At 32.6% G+C, this 19,052-nt stretch carries 18 protein-coding genes and 1 tRNA gene; 7 read left to right on the forward strand and 12 right to left on the reverse strand.

Going from position 1 to position 19,052, the window contains the following annotated elements:
- Window positions 1-2: 2 nt before the first annotated feature.
- From P0R33_RS11430 to P0R33_RS11445, 4 genes are all read right to left on the reverse strand, one after another.
- Window positions 3-182 (reverse strand): hypothetical protein, encoded by a 180-nt coding sequence (locus P0R33_RS11430; RefSeq protein WP_229353191.1) that lies wholly within the window; start codon window positions 180-182, stop codon window positions 3-5.
- Window positions 175-1,407 (reverse strand): DUF4178 domain-containing protein, encoded by a 1,233-nt coding sequence (locus tag P0R33_RS11435; RefSeq protein WP_276175558.1) that lies wholly within the window; start codon window positions 1,405-1,407, stop codon window positions 175-177. The genes P0R33_RS11430 and P0R33_RS11435 overlap by 8 nt, the downstream gene beginning before the upstream one ends.
- A gap of 3 nt (window positions 1,408-1,410) precedes the next feature.
- Window positions 1,411-1,773: an S-adenosylmethionine decarboxylase gene (locus P0R33_RS11440; RefSeq protein WP_276175559.1), complete on the reverse strand. Its 363-nt coding sequence runs from the start codon at window positions 1,771-1,773 to the stop codon at window positions 1,411-1,413.
- Window positions 1,774-1,888: 115 nt separating this feature from the next.
- A complete protein-coding gene (locus P0R33_RS11445; RefSeq protein ID WP_276175560.1) occupies window positions 1,889-2,467 on the reverse strand; it encodes a hypothetical protein in 579 nt (192 codons plus the stop codon).
- Between the two features lie 131 nt (window positions 2,468-2,598).
- Here P0R33_RS11445 and P0R33_RS11450 point away from each other — a divergent pair, with 131 nt between their 5' ends.
- Window positions 2,599-3,060, forward strand: a complete 462-nt coding sequence (locus tag P0R33_RS11450) for a hypothetical protein (protein WP_276175561.1) — start codon at window positions 2,599-2,601, stop codon at window positions 3,058-3,060.
- 71 nt (window positions 3,061-3,131) lie between these two features.
- On the opposite strand, the gene P0R33_RS11455 is transcribed toward P0R33_RS11450, so the two are convergent.
- Window positions 3,132-3,218, reverse strand: a tRNA-Ser gene (locus P0R33_RS11455).
- A 51-nt stretch (window positions 3,219-3,269) separates the two neighbouring features.
- Window positions 3,270-4,148 (reverse strand): LysR substrate-binding domain-containing protein, encoded by an 879-nt coding sequence (locus tag P0R33_RS11460; protein ID WP_276175562.1) that lies wholly within the window; start codon window positions 4,146-4,148, stop codon window positions 3,270-3,272.
- 90 nt (window positions 4,149-4,238) lie between these two features.
- On the opposite strand from P0R33_RS11460, the gene P0R33_RS11465 reads away from it, so the two are divergent.
- A complete protein-coding gene (locus tag P0R33_RS11465) occupies window positions 4,239-5,483 on the forward strand; it encodes an MFS transporter (protein ID WP_276175563.1) in 1,245 nt (414 codons plus the stop codon).
- 232 nt (window positions 5,484-5,715) lie between these two features.
- Here the strand turns inward: P0R33_RS11465 and P0R33_RS11470 are convergent, their stop codons facing one another.
- The 6 genes from P0R33_RS11470 to P0R33_RS11495 form a co-directional block, all read right to left on the reverse strand.
- Window positions 5,716-6,744: an asparaginase gene (locus tag P0R33_RS11470; RefSeq protein ID WP_276175564.1), complete on the reverse strand. Its 1,029-nt coding sequence runs from the start codon at window positions 6,742-6,744 to the stop codon at window positions 5,716-5,718.
- The gene (locus tag P0R33_RS11475) at window positions 6,734-7,870 is read right to left on the reverse strand and encodes a 1-acyl-sn-glycerol-3-phosphate acyltransferase (RefSeq protein WP_276175565.1); all 1,137 of its coding nucleotides are present in this window, start codon (window positions 7,868-7,870) and stop codon (window positions 6,734-6,736) included. The genes P0R33_RS11470 and P0R33_RS11475 overlap by 11 nt, the downstream gene beginning before the upstream one ends.
- 63 nt (window positions 7,871-7,933) lie before the next feature.
- Window positions 7,934-8,713 carry a TatD family hydrolase gene (locus P0R33_RS11480; protein WP_276175566.1) on the reverse strand — a complete coding sequence of 260 codons (780 nt, stop codon included), beginning with the start codon at window positions 8,711-8,713 and terminating at the stop codon, window positions 7,934-7,936.
- A gap of 310 nt (window positions 8,714-9,023) precedes the next feature.
- Window positions 9,024-10,670, reverse strand: coding sequence for a S41 family peptidase (locus P0R33_RS11485; protein WP_276175567.1), 1,647 nt, complete (start codon window positions 10,668-10,670; stop codon window positions 9,024-9,026).
- A 129-nt stretch (window positions 10,671-10,799) separates the two neighbouring features.
- Window positions 10,800-11,525, reverse strand: coding sequence for a CDC27 family protein (locus tag P0R33_RS11490; RefSeq protein WP_276175568.1), 726 nt, complete (start codon window positions 11,523-11,525; stop codon window positions 10,800-10,802).
- A 2-nt stretch (window positions 11,526-11,527) separates the two neighbouring features.
- Window positions 11,528-12,112 (reverse strand): sigma-70 family RNA polymerase sigma factor, encoded by a 585-nt coding sequence (locus P0R33_RS11495; protein ID WP_276175569.1) that lies wholly within the window; start codon window positions 12,110-12,112, stop codon window positions 11,528-11,530.
- Window positions 12,113-12,241: 129 nt separating this feature from the next.
- Between P0R33_RS11495 and P0R33_RS11500 the strand changes: the two genes are divergently transcribed.
- The 5 genes from P0R33_RS11500 to P0R33_RS11520 all read left to right on the forward strand — a co-directional run bounded on the left by P0R33_RS11500 (window position 12,242) and on the right by P0R33_RS11520 (window position 18,965).
- Entirely contained in the window at window positions 12,242-12,541 is a 300-nt protein-coding gene (locus tag P0R33_RS11500) for a hypothetical protein (RefSeq protein ID WP_276175570.1), read from the forward strand.
- A 191-nt stretch (window positions 12,542-12,732) separates the two neighbouring features.
- Window positions 12,733-13,704: a hypothetical protein gene (locus tag P0R33_RS11505; protein WP_276175571.1), complete on the forward strand. Its 972-nt coding sequence runs from the start codon at window positions 12,733-12,735 to the stop codon at window positions 13,702-13,704.
- A gap of 111 nt (window positions 13,705-13,815) precedes the next feature.
- Window positions 13,816-15,768, forward strand: coding sequence for a PKD domain-containing protein (locus tag P0R33_RS11510; protein ID WP_276175572.1), 1,953 nt, complete (start codon window positions 13,816-13,818; stop codon window positions 15,766-15,768).
- A gap of 148 nt (window positions 15,769-15,916) precedes the next feature.
- Entirely contained in the window at window positions 15,917-18,568 is a 2,652-nt protein-coding gene (locus P0R33_RS11515) for a CHAT domain-containing protein (RefSeq protein ID WP_276175573.1), read from the forward strand.
- Window positions 18,528-18,965 (forward strand): retropepsin-like aspartic protease, encoded by a 438-nt coding sequence (locus P0R33_RS11520; protein WP_276175574.1) that lies wholly within the window; start codon window positions 18,528-18,530, stop codon window positions 18,963-18,965. Before P0R33_RS11515 ends, P0R33_RS11520 begins: the two co-directional genes overlap by 41 nt.
- Window positions 18,966-19,052: the final 87 nt, after the last annotated feature.

Below are 19,052 nucleotides of genomic sequence, written 5' to 3' on the forward strand. Positions count from 1 at the left end.
TTTTATTTGTGATAAAAACGGTTATAAGATGTTCGGCTTCCTGCCGTGCTATATTTTTCGGTGGTTTCGCAATCGCAGATTCGGTTTCCTGCGAGAGCAAAGTACATATACACTCCAAAGCAAAAGAATCCAATTGCCAATGAAGCCCAGTTATTACTAAAGAAATCAGAAATTTTATTCATAGTCGTAAGTTGAATAGGAACTATCTGCCCATCTATTTTTTTCAAATTGATTTTTAAAGAATCGTATAATAAAGAAAATTACAACCATTGCGATAATAACCAGCCAGACGTTTCGACTAGAAGGTTCGTTCCAAATCACATTAATGCGCATGGCGTTATTTTTAACATCTTCAGGCGCTTTCATAGGCGTAATTACAAGATGGTATTTTCCTGGTTTTACACCACAGATATTAAATTTTTCAGAACTGCTTCCTTCTCTCCAATATTCTCCATCTGTGTAGCCCGAATAATATTCAATGTCTTTATTCGCATAAATTTCGTCACTTGTATCTTCGTTAATCAAGGCAATATTAAGATTGGCCCAAGAATTATCAACATCAGTAGAAACGCTAATCGTCATCGGTGCCGAAGCGCCTTTAAGCTCAAAAGTTGGACTCGTAATTTCTTTATTATCGAATTTGCTAAATTCTATGGTTTGAGAAAAAACAGTTTGCTCAAACTGATTTCTATAAATAAACCAATTTGCTGTTATAATCAACAAAGCAAAAAGACAGAAAATAATAGCTGTATTTTTAATATCAAAAAGAGACGGCTGAATCATACCTGTTCCTGTTTGATAAGGCAACTTTATTCCTGGAAATGCTTTTCTGATTTTGCTTTTATTGACATATTCGCCATGAAATGCAGTCTGAACATTATTCACTTTTTCTACCGAAACAATGTACGGTGGATTTATAAATTCTGCTAAATGCGTTTTTTTGTTTGGTAGCTGAAAATCAAAAAATCCTTTTGCATCAATTATTTCAGCATCAGAATGTTCGAAAAGATCATAATCCTGGCCATCATAATCCAGAACTTTAACTCCTTTTTTTAGGTCGTCAATCTTTTCCATTTCGGTCAGCATCATCCAATGTCCGTTTGAAAGGGATAGATAGAGAAATTCTTTTGCTTCATTTTGCAAAATAAATTCTGTCCACCTATAATCAGGTTGCACTTTTTTTCTTAAAATACCCGTTACTTTATATTCGCTTCCTTTTAAGAAACCCTTTTCGCCAATAACTAGCGGATACGTTTCTGTTTCTGCTTTATATTTTGATTTTCTGCGAAATTTTCCTTCATCGTCAGTTTCATATACGCTTCGGCATATTGGGCAAACAAAATTTACTACTTCAAAACCAACCTCTAATTCGGTTTCTACATTACAATCGTAACAAGGAATCTTCATATCTTAACGGTTAATTTCAAAATCTTTAATAATTTCTGCTTCAAAATAGGCAATATAATCTGCCATTACAGCACGCACTTTTTCTGAATTATCTTGAAGATAATTGCACAAATAAACATCTAAAGTAAGCTGATTGTATTCTGGCCAAGTGTGTATACAAATATGCGATTCTTTGAGACAGTACGAAATCGTAAAACTATCATTATCAAAGTCATGTACGACAGCGCCAACCTTTTCAAGTTCGTATTTTTCTAAAATGGAATTGGTAACCGTAACAAACCCTTTACTATCTGTAAGCTTTATGGTTTTGTCGACATGTAAAGTAACCAGTTTATGCAGTCCTGGCGAATAAGGAGGTAAATCCATCAAATTATTTGTATTACACAGGAGTCAAATATATAATATTTTTTGTAACAAAATAATGTGGAAAACCGTATTTAGATATAGTTTTTTTAAGCATTTTCTACTTTGTGAGAAGAAACTATTGTTTTGAAATTTTTTTATAATGATAACCTAAATTATAATCAGAGCCTGCCCAGAAAAGAAATAAAATTGCGCCCGAATTATCGTAACAATAATGAACTAAAAGTCCGTTGTCTTTTGCGAGTCCGATTCTGGTTTTGTGATTGGTATAACCACCCGCAAGATACGGAATACCATTTCTTTTTAAATATTTGTTATCGAGATAAAAGAATCCGTTTTTTAGTTTTCCGCTCAATTCAATGTTTTCTATTTCTACATTATCTTTTTTGGCTGTAAACCTCAATTTGTTTTGATTAACTAGTTTTATTTCAACCAAATAAACAGCATTATCATCATATTTTATCTCTTTAGAAAAGACAAAATAGTCCAAACCTTGTCTTACTTTAGCATCTGAAGAAACTATCAATTCGGAGTTTCCTTTTTCGTTGTATTTCAAATCAGGAAATAATTCGTAAGTTCCTTCTAGTTTGGACAAATCATTTTGTGATAATGATTCTTTATTTTCTTTCATCATTTTATCTGAAAAAGAAGCACAGGAAGAAAAAAGAAGAACTATTGCAAAACCTATTATTCTCATAAATTATTTGTTTACTATTTTAAATATAATCTTTATTTCAGTAAACAACGCAACCATTTCAAAATATTGCTATCTTATTAAAATACAAAACATTACTTCTTTAACTTTAGTAACCATTAAACCTAAATAAAATGAAAAACCTAATTTTACTTGCAACTTTATTTTTATTTATTGGCTGTTCAAATGATGACAATAGTGCTAATGGAGATATTACAATTACATCGGTCGGACAAGGAAGTTTAACCTCTTCAACAATCGAACGAACTAATATGGTAATTACAAATAAAATTACCTGGGAGGCATTAAAGGCTAAAATGAATGAACATAATAATACTACCAGAGATTTTAAAGAAACAGATATAGATTTCTCTAAATTCAATATTATTGCCACTTTTTACAGACAGTACAATATGTCAACCTCTATAGATATTACAAAAGCTACGATGCGCTCAGGCAAAATTATCGTTACAATAGAAAACTTAAAAGTTGGCTTCACAAATGACGTTTCACAGCCCTTTCATATTGTAAAAATTCCAAAATCCTCAAAAAAAATTGTTTTTGAACAAATAAGAAATCCGCTTTTACCAGAATAAAGCTGTTTTTATAAAAAGGATAAAAATAAAAAACCGCGATTTCAATTAATTGAAATCGCGGTTTTATTTAGCAGAAAGGAAGGGATTCGAACCCTCGATACAGTTACCCATATACTAGCTTTCCAGGCTAGCTCCTTAAACCACTCGGACACCTTTCTATTTTGGTCTGCAAATAACACGAAAAAAATTGAGTTACACAAAGTAAATTTTTAAGATTCGTTTATGCTTTTTCTAAATTCTTCCATAAACAATTTTACCGCCTTTTTTTGGTATCCTCCTATTGTCAGCATAAAAGATTCTCTTTTAGTCGCCACACCTGTAATCTGAATCGATTTAAGCTGATCCCAACCTTTTAACGCTTTTTCTGCTACAATGGTTGCCCAATCACTGTTTTCTACCATTTGCAATAATGCATGAATAGAATGTAGTTCAATCGAGATTTTTGGCGTCATATTAAATTTCTGAAACAACTCTTCTACAAATTCTCTCGAATTAGAACCTTTTCCTGGCAAAACCAACTCAATTTCATCCATTTTTTTGAAAGCGATTTTGTCTAAATGTGCCAAAGGATGTGTTTTAGAAACTGCCATTACCATATTCGAAATAAACAAAGGCACTTTCTGAATTGGAGGTTCAATCGGATGCGATGAAATAACCAAAACAACATCCAATGCATTATTAAGAAGTTTTTGTTCTAATGCTTCTGTTGTTCCGTATTCCACGACAATTTTAAGATTTTGATATTGTTTTGCAAATGCATGAACAATTGGTAAAATCAATAATCCAAAAATATAGGTAACGCCAATTCGAAGTTCGCCGCCAATCATTTCGTTTAAATCTTCGATTGCCTGCTTTCCGTTTTCTATGTTTTCGACTACTTTCTTGGCGTGAACTAAAAACACAGAACCCGCTTCTGTCAATTGTACTTTTTTACCAATTCGCTTAAATAACGGCAGGCCTAACTCTTCTTCGAGTTTTTTTATTTGCTGCGAAAGTCCCGATTGGGTTACAAAACACAATTCTGCTGCTTTGGTAAAGTGCAAAACCTCAGCTGTTTTAATAAAATACTGTAATTGATAAATTTCCATATTGATAAGTTTTACTACTTATTATAAGTAAAATTATTAATTTTTCTAATGAAATCATAATCCCGAACTTTGTATCAAATAATTAAGATCATGTTTAAAGCCTTAAAATCTAAAAATTTCAAATTGTTCTTTTACGGACAATCAGTTTCAGTTATTGGTACCTGGATGCAGAAAACTGCCGTGAGCTGGATGGTTTATAGTATAACGGGTTCTGTTTTTTTATTGGGATTGGCTACTTTTTTAAGTATGATTCCGTCCTTGTTTTTAGCGCCTTTGGCAGGAAGTATAATCGGAAGATACGACAGACACAAAACATTACTTTTTTTACAGTCCCTTGCTATGCTTCAGGCGGCAACTTTAGCTTTGCTGATTTATCTCAAAATATATAATATCAACTTCATTTTAGCATTAAGTTTAATTCAGGGAATTATCAATGCTTTTGATATGACTTGCCGTCAAACCATGATGATTGATATTGTCGACAATAAAGAAGATCTTCCAAACGCAGTTGCTCTTAATTCTACAATGAACAATTTTGCTCGTATTGCTGGTCCTGCGCTCTCGGGAATTATTCTACACGAATATGGAGAAGACATTTGTTTTATTGGGAATTTCTTGAGCTATATTCCTGTTTTAATTTCATTACTATTAATGAAATTAACGCCACATATTAAAGCTGAAAATAAACTTAATATGGTGGATGATCTTTTGGAGGGTTTGGATTACGTTAAAAAAGAAACCGAAATGGCGAGAATGCTAATGATGCTTACTTGCAGCAGTTTATTTGTTATTTCTTTTAATACTTTAATGCCCGTTTTTGCCAAAGATATTTTTAGCGGAAATGCCGAAACTTTCAGCTGGTTCGAAAGTGCTGCCGGAATAGGATCTGTTCTATCTGCCATTTATTTAGCCAATTTAAAATCTGCTGAAAATATGAGTAAGTTGATGATTGCAGCAAGTTTGCTTCTTGGTTTTAGCGTAATAATATTAGCCCTTTCAAACAGCATCACGGTTGCTTTGGTTTGTATGACTTTAAGCGGAATCGGAATGATGGGACAAACGTCATCTATTAATATTTACATTCAAACACATAGTTCTGTCAATATGCGTTCTAGAAGCATCAGCTATTTTATGATGGCTTATCAGGGAATGATTCCTGTTGGAAGTTTAATAATTGGTTATGTTTCTCATTCGCTTGGCGTAAGAACTACGGTTGCGATTCAAGGAATTATTTGTATTCTTTCTGTGTTGGTTTATGTATACTATAAAAAACATAAAGCTACTGAGGAAAACTTGGAAACTTGTCCTGTTGAGTATAGAAATTCCAAATTTTAAAGATTCCAAAAAAGAAATTCCAAATTCCAATTGCACACAATCTTGTCATTTCGACGAAGGAGAAATCTTCGCGAGAAACTCTACAAAGATTGGCTTATTGGAACGGAGTTACTTGCGGAGATTTCTCGTTCCTCGAAATGACAAACTATGCTGATAAATGCATTAAAAACAAAAATCCCAAATTCCATCTTTTAATTTTGGAATTTGGGATTTTTTATATTGAAATTCGTTCTTAAGAAATTTCCCCGCGAAGTGCAGTCTCAAAAATATCCTTAAACTCGTTTTGCGGAATATCGTGTCCAAGCAAATACATTAATTTGGTAATTGCAGCTTCTGTTGTAATGTCTTTTCCAGAAATAACTCCGAGAGATTTTAAAGCGGTACTGGTTTCATATTGTCCCATATTTACGCTACCGCCAGAACATTGTGTTACGTTTACAATGTGCATTCCAGATTTGATGGCTTTTTCAATTAAGTTTAAAAACCAATCTTCGGTTGGTGCATTTCCAGAACCGTAAGTTTCTAGAATAATTCCTCGTAAACCTTTGGTAGAAAGAATTGAAGACAAAACTACTTCGCTCATTCCAGGAAACATTTTGATAATCGCAACATGATTATCTAAGTTTTTATGAACGATAAGTTTTGAATCTTTATTTATAGGAAGAAATAAATGTTTGTTTAATTTTAAATGAACGCCAGATTCAACTAATTCAGGATAATTTGGCGCTGTAAAAGCTCTAAAATGTTCTGCATTTACTTTAGAAGTTCGGTTACCGCGGTACAATTTGTATTCAAAATACAAACAAACCTCTGTAATAACGGGTTTTCCGTTTTCTAAAAGTGAAGCAATCTGAATCGCTGTGATCAGGTTTTCTTTTGCATCGGTACGCAAATCTCCAATTGGCAATTGCGAACCTGTAAACACAACTGGTTTTGCCAGATTTTCGAGCATAAAACTCAAAGCCGAAGCCGAATACGACATTGTATCTGATCCGTGAAGAACCACAAATCCGTCGTAAGAAGCGTAATTTTCCTCGATAATAGTGGCGATTTTTGTCCACATTTGAGGATTCATATTGGAAGAATCAATTGGATGTTCGAATGAAATTGATTCGATTTCGCAATCCAATTGTTTGATTTCTGGAATTTTCTGAATTAATTTACCAAAGTTGAATGCTTTAAGCGCTCCAGTTTCAAAGTCTTTGCTCATACCGATGGTTCCTCCGGTATAAATCAATAGTATTTTTGCTTTAGATGACATCTTGGTATTTCAATTTATTGACAACAGGATTGGCGTACATTGCCAAAAATCCTTGTCTTGTAATAGGATTATCGCTTCCGATTCTCATTTCTAAACGACGTTCAAAAAGTGATTTTTCGCTTTCTTTATACTTATCAGCAAAACGGTTTGTTTCGTTTAAAATATCGTAAGCAATAAAATTAGTTGGCCATAATTGGTAGTTTTTCAAAATGACATCATCAATTGTTTGTGCCAAAGCTTGAACTTGCTTGTTTGCATTGTCATTTTCTGCTACAATTTGATCGATTTGAGTGTCTAAAACGTCGCCGACAGAAATATGGATTCTTTTTTTAGTTCCCATAATTCCGCTTAAAATGGTCATGAAATCTTCGTTTTTATCTTTTACGTAAACTTCGTTATTAGCTTCTGCCATTAATTGCGGCATTTTCAAAACATCCGTTGGATCATATTCATAAGAAATAGAAACTGGAACAATTTTTAATTTCTTAAAATAATCCATTAAGTTTTCTTCGTCAGAACCCATTCCGATCATTTTTAAAACTCCCGGATTAGTTTCGTCATTTCCGTCTTTTGTTCTTCCTTCTCTTTGTGCAATCCAAACCGAACGATTTTCGCGAAGCAATAATTGTCCCATATATTCTGCAAGCAGTTTAGAACTTTGCAGCATTTCACGAGGTGTTAATCCTCTTAAAACCAAAAAGTTTCTGTTCAATTTTGCTAAAGTGGCCAAGAAAGCTTTTTTCACTAAATTGTCTCCAATTGCAGAAGCAGTCATTACTAAACCATGTTCGAACAAACAAACATTAAGTAAAGTTGTATCTAAAAGAATATCTCTATGATTTGAGATAAATAAATAAGATGTATTAGGTTCTAGTTTTTCAAAACCTGAAGTCGTTAAACCTTCAGAACTTTTCTCTAATACTTTCTGGATTGTATTGTAAATAAAATTGCATTGAAAATCACGAATAGAATGTGTTTTCTTCAATTGTTCCTTCCAAACCTCATCTTCTACTTCCGGAAAAGTAAAGTTCATCATAGTTTTCATCATAGGATGATTTACAACATTATGAAGGGCTTCATTTATTTCGGAATCATAAAACGGTCGAATGGCATCAAATCTCTGCATTATTTATTTGGGTTTAAGTGGGCAAAAGAACAAAAAAAATTTTAAAGTTTTGTAAGGCTAGGGTTAAATCCCAAAAACGTCCTTTGAATTCTGTGTCGTTATTGCTGCAATTTCTTCTACAGAAACATTATAAATATCGCTTAATTTAGCTATAACATTGACTAAATAACTGCTTTCATTTCGTTTTCCTCTGTACGGAATTGGCGCTAAATAAGGCGAATCTGTCTCCAAAACGATATGTTTCAAATCAATTTGATTTAAAAACTGATCGATTTTTCCGTTCTTGAAAGTTACAACACCACCAATTCCGAGTTTCATATTGTAAGAAATGGCTTGTTGTGCTTGTTCTAAAGTTCCGGAAAAACAATGAAAAATCCCAAATAAATCTTTAGATTTTTCTTCTTCTAAAACTTCAAAGATTTCATCAAATGCTTCTCTGCAATGAATTACAATTGGTAATTTGTATTGTTTCGCGAGCTGAATTTGTCTTTTAAAAGCAATTTGCTGTTCTTTTAAATGTGTTTTATCCCAATACAAATCGATTCCGATTTCGCCGACAGCATAGAATTTTCGTTTTGACAGTTCTGTTTCTACATGCGCCAATTCGTCCAGATAATTATCTTTCACGTAAGTGGGATGCAAACCCATCATTAAGAATACATTTTCGGGGTAATTTTTTTCTAAATCGTACATAGACTGCGTTGCGGCAGCATCGATTGCAGGAATAAAGAAGCGGGTAATTCCGGCATCAATAGCGCGCTGAATCATTTCGTCACGATCCTGATCAAATTCTTCAGAATATAAGTGCGTGTGGGTATCGGTAATTATAGGTGTTGAATTCAATGGTATAATTTTAAAGCTGTCAAAATTACGACAATATTAAAAGAATACCAATTTTGTAGAGATTACAGTACGCGGATGACATGGATTCACTTCGTGAAAACGCTGATAAAACAGATTTTTCTTTTTAGTTTGATCTCTAAAAAAGAAAAAACCTTTGTCAAAGTTTGAAACTTTGACAAAGGTTGCTGTGTTTTTTATCAACCTAAGGAACGAAGAACCTCACAAGCAGCTTCGCAAAGAAAACCCCCATTTTTTCCGCAAATTAGCTAGTGTGATCCTTCGTTCCTTATGATGACATACTTAAAATATATTATTTGCCTGTTTCAATAAACAATAAAGCTCGGTCTAAAACCTCATCTTTTCCTTCTTGAATGCCTTTGATTGTTGGTTTTATTTCTATATCAGGAATGATGCCAATTCTTTGGGTTTCTCTTCCGTCTGGATAATAAACTCCAATTCCTGAAAAACCTGTATGAAATCCTCTAAAATCAAATTCAAAAACATTTCCGTCTGTTCCTGCGGTCTGACTTCCAATAATTGTTGTATTACCTGATGTTTGAAAACTCATTGCCGTCCATTCTGACTGGCTGAAAGAATCTTCATTAACCAATACGATTACTTTTCCTTTGTAATTGTTTTTATTATCAAATCCGGCTTTTACACCTTCTTTCCATTCATATTTCCCTGGATAATTTAAATAAGGATAGGTATAAATCGCAAATCTTTCTTCTTTCGGATTTATAAAATCTGAAATTTCCTTAAATGTTGTTTTCGGATAATTTCTTAAATCAAAAACTATTGATTTTGTAGCTTTCAAAGCCTCAATCATCTCAGAAATATTTCTTTTTTTTATTTCTCCCATGTTAACATAGCCTATGTTATTGTCTAGAAGTTTAAATTTATCTTTCTTTTTTAAGGCTCCTTTTTTAAATTGATTTCGATGAGAATCATGATAATTAAACCATATCATTTTCTTGATTTCGCTTTTTCCATCCTTTAGAAATTCTACTTTAACATTTTCAGAATAGGAAGTAAGAATGGGATTTACAACTTTATTTAAAAATAGAGCTCCGTTTGATGCACTTATTAAATCTCTGTTTTCTTCAATACAATCTTTTATAGATTTATCGTTTATTTTAGTAATAACGTCTCCAATTTTGATATCATATGCTTCTGCCAGACTATCTCCTAAAATCTCTGTAACAACTAATTTTTCATCTATAATTTTGCCCGTGGCGGGAAAATAAAGCGGAATTTGCGCTGTTTCCTCAGTTGGATAAATATGAAACATAACATGTCCATCATTTAAGTGAGTTAACATTTTTTTCATAGCTAATAAAAATTCATCTGAATTTTTGGCACTAGAAATTAATGGTAAACTTTGTTTTAAAGTATTATCCCATTTCTGATCCATTGCATATTTGTACGGAAAAAAATACTCGATAACATTCCAATACGTAAATAACATTAAGATTCTCGAATCTTTAGTATTATAATTAAGATCGAAATAATTTTTGTAGTTTTTAAAACCATCAAAGTCTGGTCCAAATTCTTCGGTAGTTTGAAATCTATTTTCTTCAATAAATTTTAATTTCTTAGAAAGTTTTTTAGAAAACAATTTATCATTAAACCAATTTAAATCGAAATTCTTATCAAAAAACTTAACCTCTTTTGGTGTAGCAATTGGCGCAATTTCTTTTACGGGACCAAGTTCGTCAATCCAATTTTCTAAGATTAATGAAAACTCTTCTTCGGTTTGTGCTTTTTCGATTTTGGGTAATTTTTCTAAAAGCTGATCGTCCCAATTGACTTTTCCGCCCGCAACTTCTGGATGATAATATTTTAAGAATCCCCAAACTTTACAAGTTACCGCAAGCTTCTCTGTTTCAGTGATTTTAGAAGCACTAAAAATAGCTTGAGAAAGTAAAATAAAAATTAATAAAATAATTTTTTGCATTAGCTTACTTCGGTTAAATTTAAATTGTTTTGGGACAATTCTTTTAAAAAGAAAATCGAATTTAGAACTAAAATTCCAAATTCGATTGAGGTTTTCCACAATGGGATAAAATTTTTTTAAAATATTAAATCATTCCAGTTCTTCTAAAAGTCTTTCTACTTCATCATAATCTTCATAATCTTGAGAAATAGTCTGCAAAACTTCTTTGCATTCTTCGTATTTTCCTTGTTTTAGTTTTGATAAAGCCAAGTTCCATTTTGCTTTTTCTTTATAAACAGAATTTCCAGTTTCTAATTCTTTAAAAATGTCTTCTGCTTTTACATATTTTCCAACTTGCAATAATGAAATGCCATAGAAATACTGAATTTCCAACGAATTATTTTCTTTTAAAATAGCTTCAAAAAGCGGAATTGCCTTTTCATATCTTTTTCCGTTAAAATTATCTTCGGCTTTTTTCAAAGTTTCTTCAGAAACGCCTCTTTCTGTAAAATAAGCGCTTTCTGGATGATTATAATCTTCAAAATTTGGATAATGATTATAATCGAAGAAAAACAATCCGAACATAATGGCTACAGAAGCTGCTGCGGCAAAATACCACGGTTTAAGCGAAACGACTTTGGTTTTCTTTTTATTGAAATACTTATCTGAAATTCGAGTCAGATTTTGAGTAAAAATTTCTCTTTCTGCTTCTTGTCCGAATTTATTATCTAGTTGAAAATGCATTTCTTTAAAACTCTCAAATGCCGATGCCAATGCTGGATCTTCAGATAATTGTTTCTCAAAATTGTTTTTTTCATCAACGGTCAGTTCGCCTTGAAGATACTGGTCAAATAATATATAGCGTTCTTCGTTCATGATTAATTGTTTTTTAAATAGTTAAAATTTTTCGCTTCCTGAATCCACTCTGTCAGCTGTCCGACGCACAATGATTTCTTTTTTCTAACATAACCATAAGTTACATTAAGTTTTTCGGCCACTTCTTCCATCGATTTTAGCGTAAAACTGAGCTTTAAAACTTCTTGACATTTTTCTCCCAGTTTTTGAAACATGGTATCAAAAAGTTTCTGTTTTTCATCAAATTCTTCCGCTTGTCCGATCAGTTCATGGGCAGATTCATTGATAGATACTACATTCTCATAAATTGTTACCCCTTTATTAGATGATTTTTTCAATTCGTTTAGCCAGCGTCTTTTACACAAAAGGAAAAAGTACGCATCAAACGGACAAGTTAATTGAAGTGTTTTGGCTTTCGCCTGATTAAAAAGCAAGATTAAGACTTCTTGAATTACATCTTGCGCCTGGTCTTTATCGCCTGAATTATTGGTTATAAACAATACTGCTTTTGGAGCAAATTTCTTGTATATCATCTCTATAACAACCGAATCATTTGCGGCAAGTCCGTCGATATATTTTTGATCAGGATGAATTTTATTTTGACTCATAAAAAGACATTTTCAGCTAATTTAAAAAAAGTATCTCAAAAAATTTCAAAAACAAGAGGTAACAATATTGCATTCAATTGTATCTATCAAAATAAAAGTCTTTTAAAAACTCTTAAAAAATTAAAAGAAATGAAAAATTACTCCTTAACCAACGAAAAAAATCTAGATCGATTTTACGAAATAATTGCAGCCAAAACTCGAAATGGTTTTACTATAACAGAGCATAATGAGAAACTGCCTTATGTGGTTTTATCTAAAGAAAAAAAAGAAATAAACCACGCACTTCATTTATTCATCACATTAATGACTTTAGGTTTTTGGATTTTCTTTTGGATTTATCTGATTCTGAATTTCTCTCGCAAAAAAGACATTCTAGTCGCCGTTGACGAAGACGGAAATCTGTTTGAAGATAAATGTCTTTCGGCTTAAATAAAAAAAAACAAAAACAGGGGTAACAAATTTTCAAACCAATTGATATAACGATATAAACGCCTTTAAAAATTATTTTTTGAAAACGGGGTAACAAAATAAAAACCAAATTGATTTAACCATATAATTAATAACCAAATCTGAAAAACTACTTGAAAACAATCAAGCCAGATTTATAAAAACTAGAAATTATGAAAACAAATTTTAAAAAAATCGGACTTTTAATAGTAGCAATGACAACTTTCGCAAGCTGCGACAATACAGATGGAAATGATATCAAACTTTCTCCTCCAACGGCAGCAGCTTTTAAAAGTATTAATGAAAAAGGAGTAAAAAGAAATACTCAAAATTTTACCATGACTGCCGGAAACGGTGTTGTCACCCTAACATCAGCAAAGGGCGTGAAGCTTTACATTAACGGAGATTGTTTGACAAAAAACGGAAATGCCGTAACAGGTCAAGTTGATATTGAATTTATAGAACTTTTTGACAAAGGAAATATGTTGGTAACCAACAAACCAACAATGGGAATTATGCCTGACGGAAAGAAAAACCTTTTAATTTCTGGCGGAGAATTCTTCATCAAAGCAACTCAGGGGGGAGTCGAATTAAAAACATCTTGTTCGTTAAGTATGATTGTTCCAACAGCTTTAACGGATGGTTACGATAATTTAATGACTTTATGGACTGGAGTTATTGATGAAGATGGAGAATTGGCATGGAAAGATGCCAGAGGCGCAGACGGAAAAGGTGGTGTACAAGGCGAAGGAAACAATTATTATGTAACTTTTGGAAACTTCGGTTGGACAAACGTAGACCGTTTTTATAGCGATCCGAGACCAAAAACAACGATTTTAGTTGATGTTCCTGAAGGTTACGATAACACAAATAGTGCTGTTTATCTTTCTTATGATGGTGAAGGAAATAATGCTCTTGCAAAATTAGACACTTACACTGCGGCAGGATTATTTAGCGAACACTACGGTCAAATTCCAGTTGGTCTTGCCTGTCACATTATTTTTGCAACCGAAGACAATGGTAACTGGAGATATGCAATAAAAGGAGTAACGACAGCCGCAAATGCCGTTTACACCTTTACACTAGCCGAAACAACAGTCGGTACAGAAGCTCAATTGGTTGCTGCAATTAATGCCATTCAGTAACTTACAAACGCTTTTTTTAAGAAGAAGTGATGATTTGCTCATCACTTTTTTTTACATTTAATCCTGTTTGAAATTTTTTCCAAAAATTTTAAGCCTCAAAACTATCTAGTTATGAAACCACATTTGTCTATTTTCTTTATTCTATTTTCTATTCTCTCAATAGGGCAAACCAAAGTAAAAGACACCATAACCCGAAGAGCGAATATCAGTTTTATTCAAAACGGAAATCAGGTTTCTTATAAACCCGAAACGCCACCTTTGATTCCGATTGCAGGTGCGCCAAAACCGAGTTATTCGTATTTGTGGGAATTGGGAGACGGACATTACAGCAAAGAAGCCGAGCCAAAACACGTTTATAAAAAGAAAGGCACTTATACTGCAAGACTTGCCGTAACGAATAACTACGACAACGGAAAACCGCCAGCAACACGTCCGAAAAAAGTGGCTGTAAACGACATTACAGACAACAATTATAAAGACATTGCTTCGATTGCCGATCAGAATGGTTTTGCGATTATTAAAAACTGTGATCCAATTCCAGAACAAGAAATGGTAGTCGTAGTGAGTTATCAAAATCTTGAAAATTATGTTTCAAGCGGAAAGCTTTATTTGTTTTATAATGAAAAGCAATTCAAACACAATAATTTCGAATTAAGCGATTTTCGAACATACGCAGGTGAACGTGAAGTAAAAGAAAATTTAGTTGCTGCGGTTGACGATCTAAACGATTCGAATACTCTTTTGGCTTCCGCCGAAGGGAATTTCAAAACCAAAAAATACCGAAATACGACAACCGAAGAAGATCTTGACGCTTCGCTTTTAGATGCCAATAAAACCTATCATAATGTTTCTGTTTTAGAATTTGATGATGCTAATCCAGGCGAAACGCGTAATGTTTTTTACACTTTCAAAACCACTCCAGAAATGATTAAAGATACGAGCGCAACAGTTACGATGCGTGGTATTTTTGTTCCTAATAGAAGCTACAAAAATCATAAAGTAAAAAATTTGGAAATGGAAATCGTAACGTCTCACGATCCAAACAAAATGGGATCTAACGGAAGATTTATGAATTATAGATTAGTGCGTTTTAAAAGAGTTAATTTTAAAACTCGTTTTCAGAATAATGGTGAAGGTCCGGCAAGAAAAATTCGTTTAGAAACCGATGTTCCAGATATGTTCGACAAAAAAACATTTCAGATTGAAAGTATGTATCCCGAATGTCCGATTTGTCCAAAAGGCGAAGAACCGACTGTGAGCTGTTTGGATACGATTATCAAACAAAAACAGTTTATTTTTACTTTCAAAAATATTTATCTTCCCGGAAGCGAACAGAAAAATGTACAAGAAAAAGACTCGACAAAAGGTTTTGTAAAATACTCGATGAAGTTTGGCGAAGATTTTCACAAAGTAAAAACCAAAAGCCGAACGGCAATTATTTTTGATAAAAACGAACCCATAATCACCAACTACGCCACTACTCGATTTATGCCCGGAATTTCGATTGGCGCAAAAGCGGGTTACAATTTTTATCCGGATTTAGATAAATCGACGAGTTATTTTGTGGGCGCAACGCTTTCGCCTTTTAAATCGTATCGTTTTTATTGGCAGGTTGAATGGGTAAATGCTTTAAATCAATATAATAGCGAAACTATAGTTGCTGACCAATTTGTAACCAACGCCAACGGAACAAGACAGCTGCAGCGCACTACAACTAACATAGAAAATAAGAATATTAATTGGGAAGTTCCTGTTCTGATTCGATACAACATCAATAATTACATTGGTGTTGGCGCGGGAATTCAAGCAAATATTAATGTTTCTTCCGAGCAAAATCAAAGCGTTCAAACGGATTTATATGAAGGTGACAAAGAAAACTTTTTAATTAGTTCGACCGCCACTACCAATAAAGTAAAAAACAGTTTTACAAATGTAAACACAGGTCTTTTATTTGATTTGACGGCTGGTTTTGCTAGAATCGGTCCGAGTTTAGGCGCGCGTTATGTGATTAATTTTGAACAGAATTTTAATTATATTCAGGTTTATGGAATTTGGAAGTTTTAAGATTTTTTCACCATATAAGTGATGTAAGTTCATATTCCCTACATTGCCTTATGAAATACAGCTGCCACCCTGAGCGAAGTCGAAGGCTTATAACGAAATAGGTCTTCGACTTTGCACAGACTGACATTAACAGAACAAACAAATTAATATGAACTTGTATCACTTATATGGTTTAATCTTTCTCTTCATAAATCTGAATGTTTTCGGACAAAATCAGGAAGATCAAATTTATAATGCGATTGATGGTTTTGTGGCTCATCCTTCCGCGAAAGCGTTACAAAATTTAAGAAATACTGAAAGTGATTTTTGGAAAAGTACAAAGCCCAAAACAAAAGATGAGTTATTGGCGATTGTCATTTTAAATTGTAATAAAGCGTATTACGAAAACCAATTTGGGCAAACTCAAAATGCAATTTCCAGCTATGAAAAAGCTTGGCAAATCTATCAGAAAAATAAACTTTCAAATTATGATATAATTGAGTTTTGCTTAAAACCGCTCGGTAATTTATATACCGTTTTAGGCGATTACGACAGTGCAGAAAATACTATAAAACAGTATTTTTTTATTGTAAATACTTCCAAAAATTATCCTGAAGCGCAAAAACAAAAGTTTGCTGCAATTCTAAATTTATCGAATGTTTATCAGAGTTCGGGCAAGATTTCTTTGGCAATTGAACTTTTAGAAAAAACTTTAAAAACGGAGCAATTATCCAATTTACAAAAGGGAATTTTATGGAATAATTTGGGAAATAATTATTTATTGAGTTCAACAGGAGATTTGATGAGACCAGAAACTCATCAAAGTGCGACAAAAGCATTTGAATCTTCTATCAAACTTCTTGAAAACGAAAAAAAACAATCGGAAACTTTATCAAATTCGTATCGGAATTTGGCAACGCTAAACCGTCAAAGGATGAATTTTGAAACCGCAAATTCTTATCTGGAAAAAGCTGAAAAACTATTTTTGCAAACTAAAAATCAGCAGCCTCGAAAACTAGCCAAACTGTATTACGAAAAAGCTTTGCTTCTCTTTGATGAAAGAAAATATGACGAAAGCAGAAAGCAAATTTCAGTTGTTTTTAAAACATTGATTCCAAATTATAATTCGAAAGATATTCTTCCAAACCAAAATCAATTGTATGCAGAAACTGTTTTAACGGATGCGCTCGATTTGTGTGGAGAAATTCTAAGAATCAATCAACCTCAAAAGGCGATTTCAGCTTTTGAGCTTTCTTTTTACATCGAAGATTTAGTGATGAGTGGTTTAGTTTATGAAAATTCTAAAATCTTAATGCAATTGCGATCTCGAAATCGTACCGAAAAATGCATTTCGATTTATAATGAATTATTTAAAAAAGAAGGCAAAACTTCTTATTTAGAAAAAGCTTTTCAATTGGCTGAAAGTACAAAATCTGGAATTTTAAAAAGTTATCGTTCCAATATTAAAAACGCTTCCGCGGAAGAAAAAAAGCTTTTACAAGAACTTCAAAATTTAAATAATGCCATTTTAAAAGAACAGCAAAAAGGAGATTCTGCTGACATTTTAAAAATTAATCAGTTCATAAAAAAGCAAAATGAATTGGTGATTTCACTTAAAAAAATCCAAGCTGAAAATCCAGATTATATTACTGAAAAATGTGATTTGAAAGGATTATTTAAGAAACTCGAAAATGATAAAGCGATGATGGTTTATTATTTTATGGGATTTGAGAATCAATATTACTTCACTTTACAAAATAACCGTATTTCATTAAATCGCCTTTCTTTTGGAGATGGAAAAATCTATAATATTATTCACTTTATAGATTATTTCAACAATGCGAATGCCATTACTAATGATATTTCTGGTTATGTTAATTCTGGAAAAATCGCTTATGATTTATTAAAATTACCGACTAATTATGTCAATCAAAACCTCATCATTGTTCCCGACGGAATTTTGAATTTTCTTCCTTTTGAAGCTTTAATTACCCGAGAATCGAATACGACAAATTTTGCGAAAATGAATTATTTAATGAACGATTTTAAAATCGCTTATAATACTTCGGCAAATATTTATCTGAATTCAAAACCTGTTTCAAAATCAGAGAAAACGGTTTTGGGAGTTTTTCCAGTCTTCGAAAAATCAGCTTTTGAATTGCGTTATTCTAAGAAAGAATTAGAATCGATTCGAAGTAATTTTAAAGGGAAATATTTAGAAAATGCTCAAGCGAGTTTTTCTAATTTTAAAAATAATGCACCCAATTTTTCTATTTTACATTTGAGTACACACGCTTCTTCTGGCGATATTGAAACTCCGGCAAGCATTAAATTTTACGATCAGGAAATTTTGTATTCTGAATTGTATAATCTGCATATTAATCCAGATTTAGTGGTTTTAAGCGCTTGCGAAACTGGAATTGGAAAATTGTACAAAGCAGAAGGCGCGATGAGTATTGCAAGAGGTTTTCAGTTTGCCGGAGCGCAGAATTTGCTTTTTTCTTTATGGAAAGTAAACGATTTTACGACTTCGGTTTTTATGGCTGATTTTTATAAAAACATTAAGAATGATGTTTCTTATTTTGAAGCCAATGCCAACGCAAAACGAGATTATTTGAACGATAAATCGATTCCGAATGCAAAAAAATCGCCATATTATTGGAGTTCTTTTGTGTATTATGGTTCTATTTCTACTGAAGAAAAATCAGGAAATTATATCGCTTATATCGTTAGTTTATTGATTGTAATTGGCTTATTTTTGGTTTTCAATCAGTACAGAAATGGAAAATCTTCACGAGATTCTCAAAAAAGAGAATTATAAAAAAATAAAATTCAAAATCACTAAAACACAGCATCTACAGATTAAAGCCAAAATTAACGGCATTTCTGGCAATTTTATTTTAGACACTGGTGCATCTAATACCTGCGTAGGTTTTGAAAGCATTGAACGTTTTGAATTGGCTGCAAAAAACTCAAAAACAAAAGCTTCTGGCGCTGGCGGAACCGGAATGACAACGCAGATTTCTTCTCAAAATAAATTACAATTAGGAAGCTGGAAAAATAAAGATTTTAGTATCGTAATTTTTGATCTTTCTCATGTCAATGAAGCTTTAGAATCTTTTAAAGCAAAACCTGTTCATGGCATTATTGGCGCAGATGTTTTATTGGAGGGAAAAGCGATTATTGATTATTTTAATCATTATTTGTACCTTAAGTAGAAATTCCAATTAAAAAATTCCAAATTCCAAAAAAGACTGTCTCAAAATTTTAGACAGCCTTTTTTTCTGAAACTGCTCCTGCGGAGC

The organism is Flavobacterium sp. YJ01 (assembly GCF_029320955.1).
In the GTDB taxonomy this organism is placed as follows: domain Bacteria; phylum Bacteroidota; class Bacteroidia; order Flavobacteriales; family Flavobacteriaceae; genus Flavobacterium.

Coding starts and splice junctions, on each gene's coding strand:
- P0R33_RS11470 (WP_276175564.1), bottom strand. CDS start 6,744: ATGTCATCTAAAGCAAAAATACTATTGATTTATACCGGAGGAACCATC.
- P0R33_RS11460 (WP_276175562.1), bottom strand. CDS start 4,148: ATGGAAATTTATCAATTACAGTATTTTATTAAAACAGCTGAGGTTTTG.
- P0R33_RS11495 (WP_276175569.1), bottom strand. CDS start 12,112: ATGAGTCAAAATAAAATTCATCCTGATCAAAAATATATCGACGGACTT.
- P0R33_RS11510 (WP_276175572.1), top strand. CDS start 13,816: ATGAAACCACATTTGTCTATTTTCTTTATTCTATTTTCTATTCTCTCA.
- P0R33_RS11500 (WP_276175570.1), top strand. CDS start 12,242: ATGAAAAATTACTCCTTAACCAACGAAAAAAATCTAGATCGATTTTAC.
- P0R33_RS11475 (WP_276175565.1), bottom strand. CDS start 7,870: ATGCAGAGATTTGATGCCATTCGACCGTTTTATGATTCCGAAATAAAT.
- P0R33_RS11465 (WP_276175563.1), top strand. CDS start 4,239: ATGTTTAAAGCCTTAAAATCTAAAAATTTCAAATTGTTCTTTTACGGA.
- P0R33_RS11490 (WP_276175568.1), bottom strand. CDS start 11,525: ATGAACGAAGAACGCTATATATTATTTGACCAGTATCTTCAAGGCGAA.
- P0R33_RS11435 (WP_276175558.1), bottom strand. CDS start 1,407: ATGAAGATTCCTTGTTACGATTGTAATGTAGAAACCGAATTAGAGGTT.
- P0R33_RS11505 (WP_276175571.1), top strand. CDS start 12,733: ATGAAAACAAATTTTAAAAAAATCGGACTTTTAATAGTAGCAATGACA.
- P0R33_RS11445 (WP_276175560.1), bottom strand. CDS start 2,467: ATGAGAATAATAGGTTTTGCAATAGTTCTTCTTTTTTCTTCCTGTGCT.
- P0R33_RS11430 (WP_229353191.1), bottom strand. CDS start 182: ATGAATAAAATTTCTGATTTCTTTAGTAATAACTGGGCTTCATTGGCA.
- P0R33_RS11440 (WP_276175559.1), bottom strand. CDS start 1,773: ATGGATTTACCTCCTTATTCGCCAGGACTGCATAAACTGGTTACTTTA.
- P0R33_RS11515 (WP_276175573.1), top strand. CDS start 15,917: ATGAACTTGTATCACTTATATGGTTTAATCTTTCTCTTCATAAATCTG.
- P0R33_RS11485 (WP_276175567.1), bottom strand. CDS start 10,670: ATGCAAAAAATTATTTTATTAATTTTTATTTTACTTTCTCAAGCTATT.
- P0R33_RS11450 (WP_276175561.1), top strand. CDS start 2,599: ATGAAAAACCTAATTTTACTTGCAACTTTATTTTTATTTATTGGCTGT.
- P0R33_RS11520 (WP_276175574.1), top strand. CDS start 18,528: ATGGAAAATCTTCACGAGATTCTCAAAAAAGAGAATTATAAAAAAATA.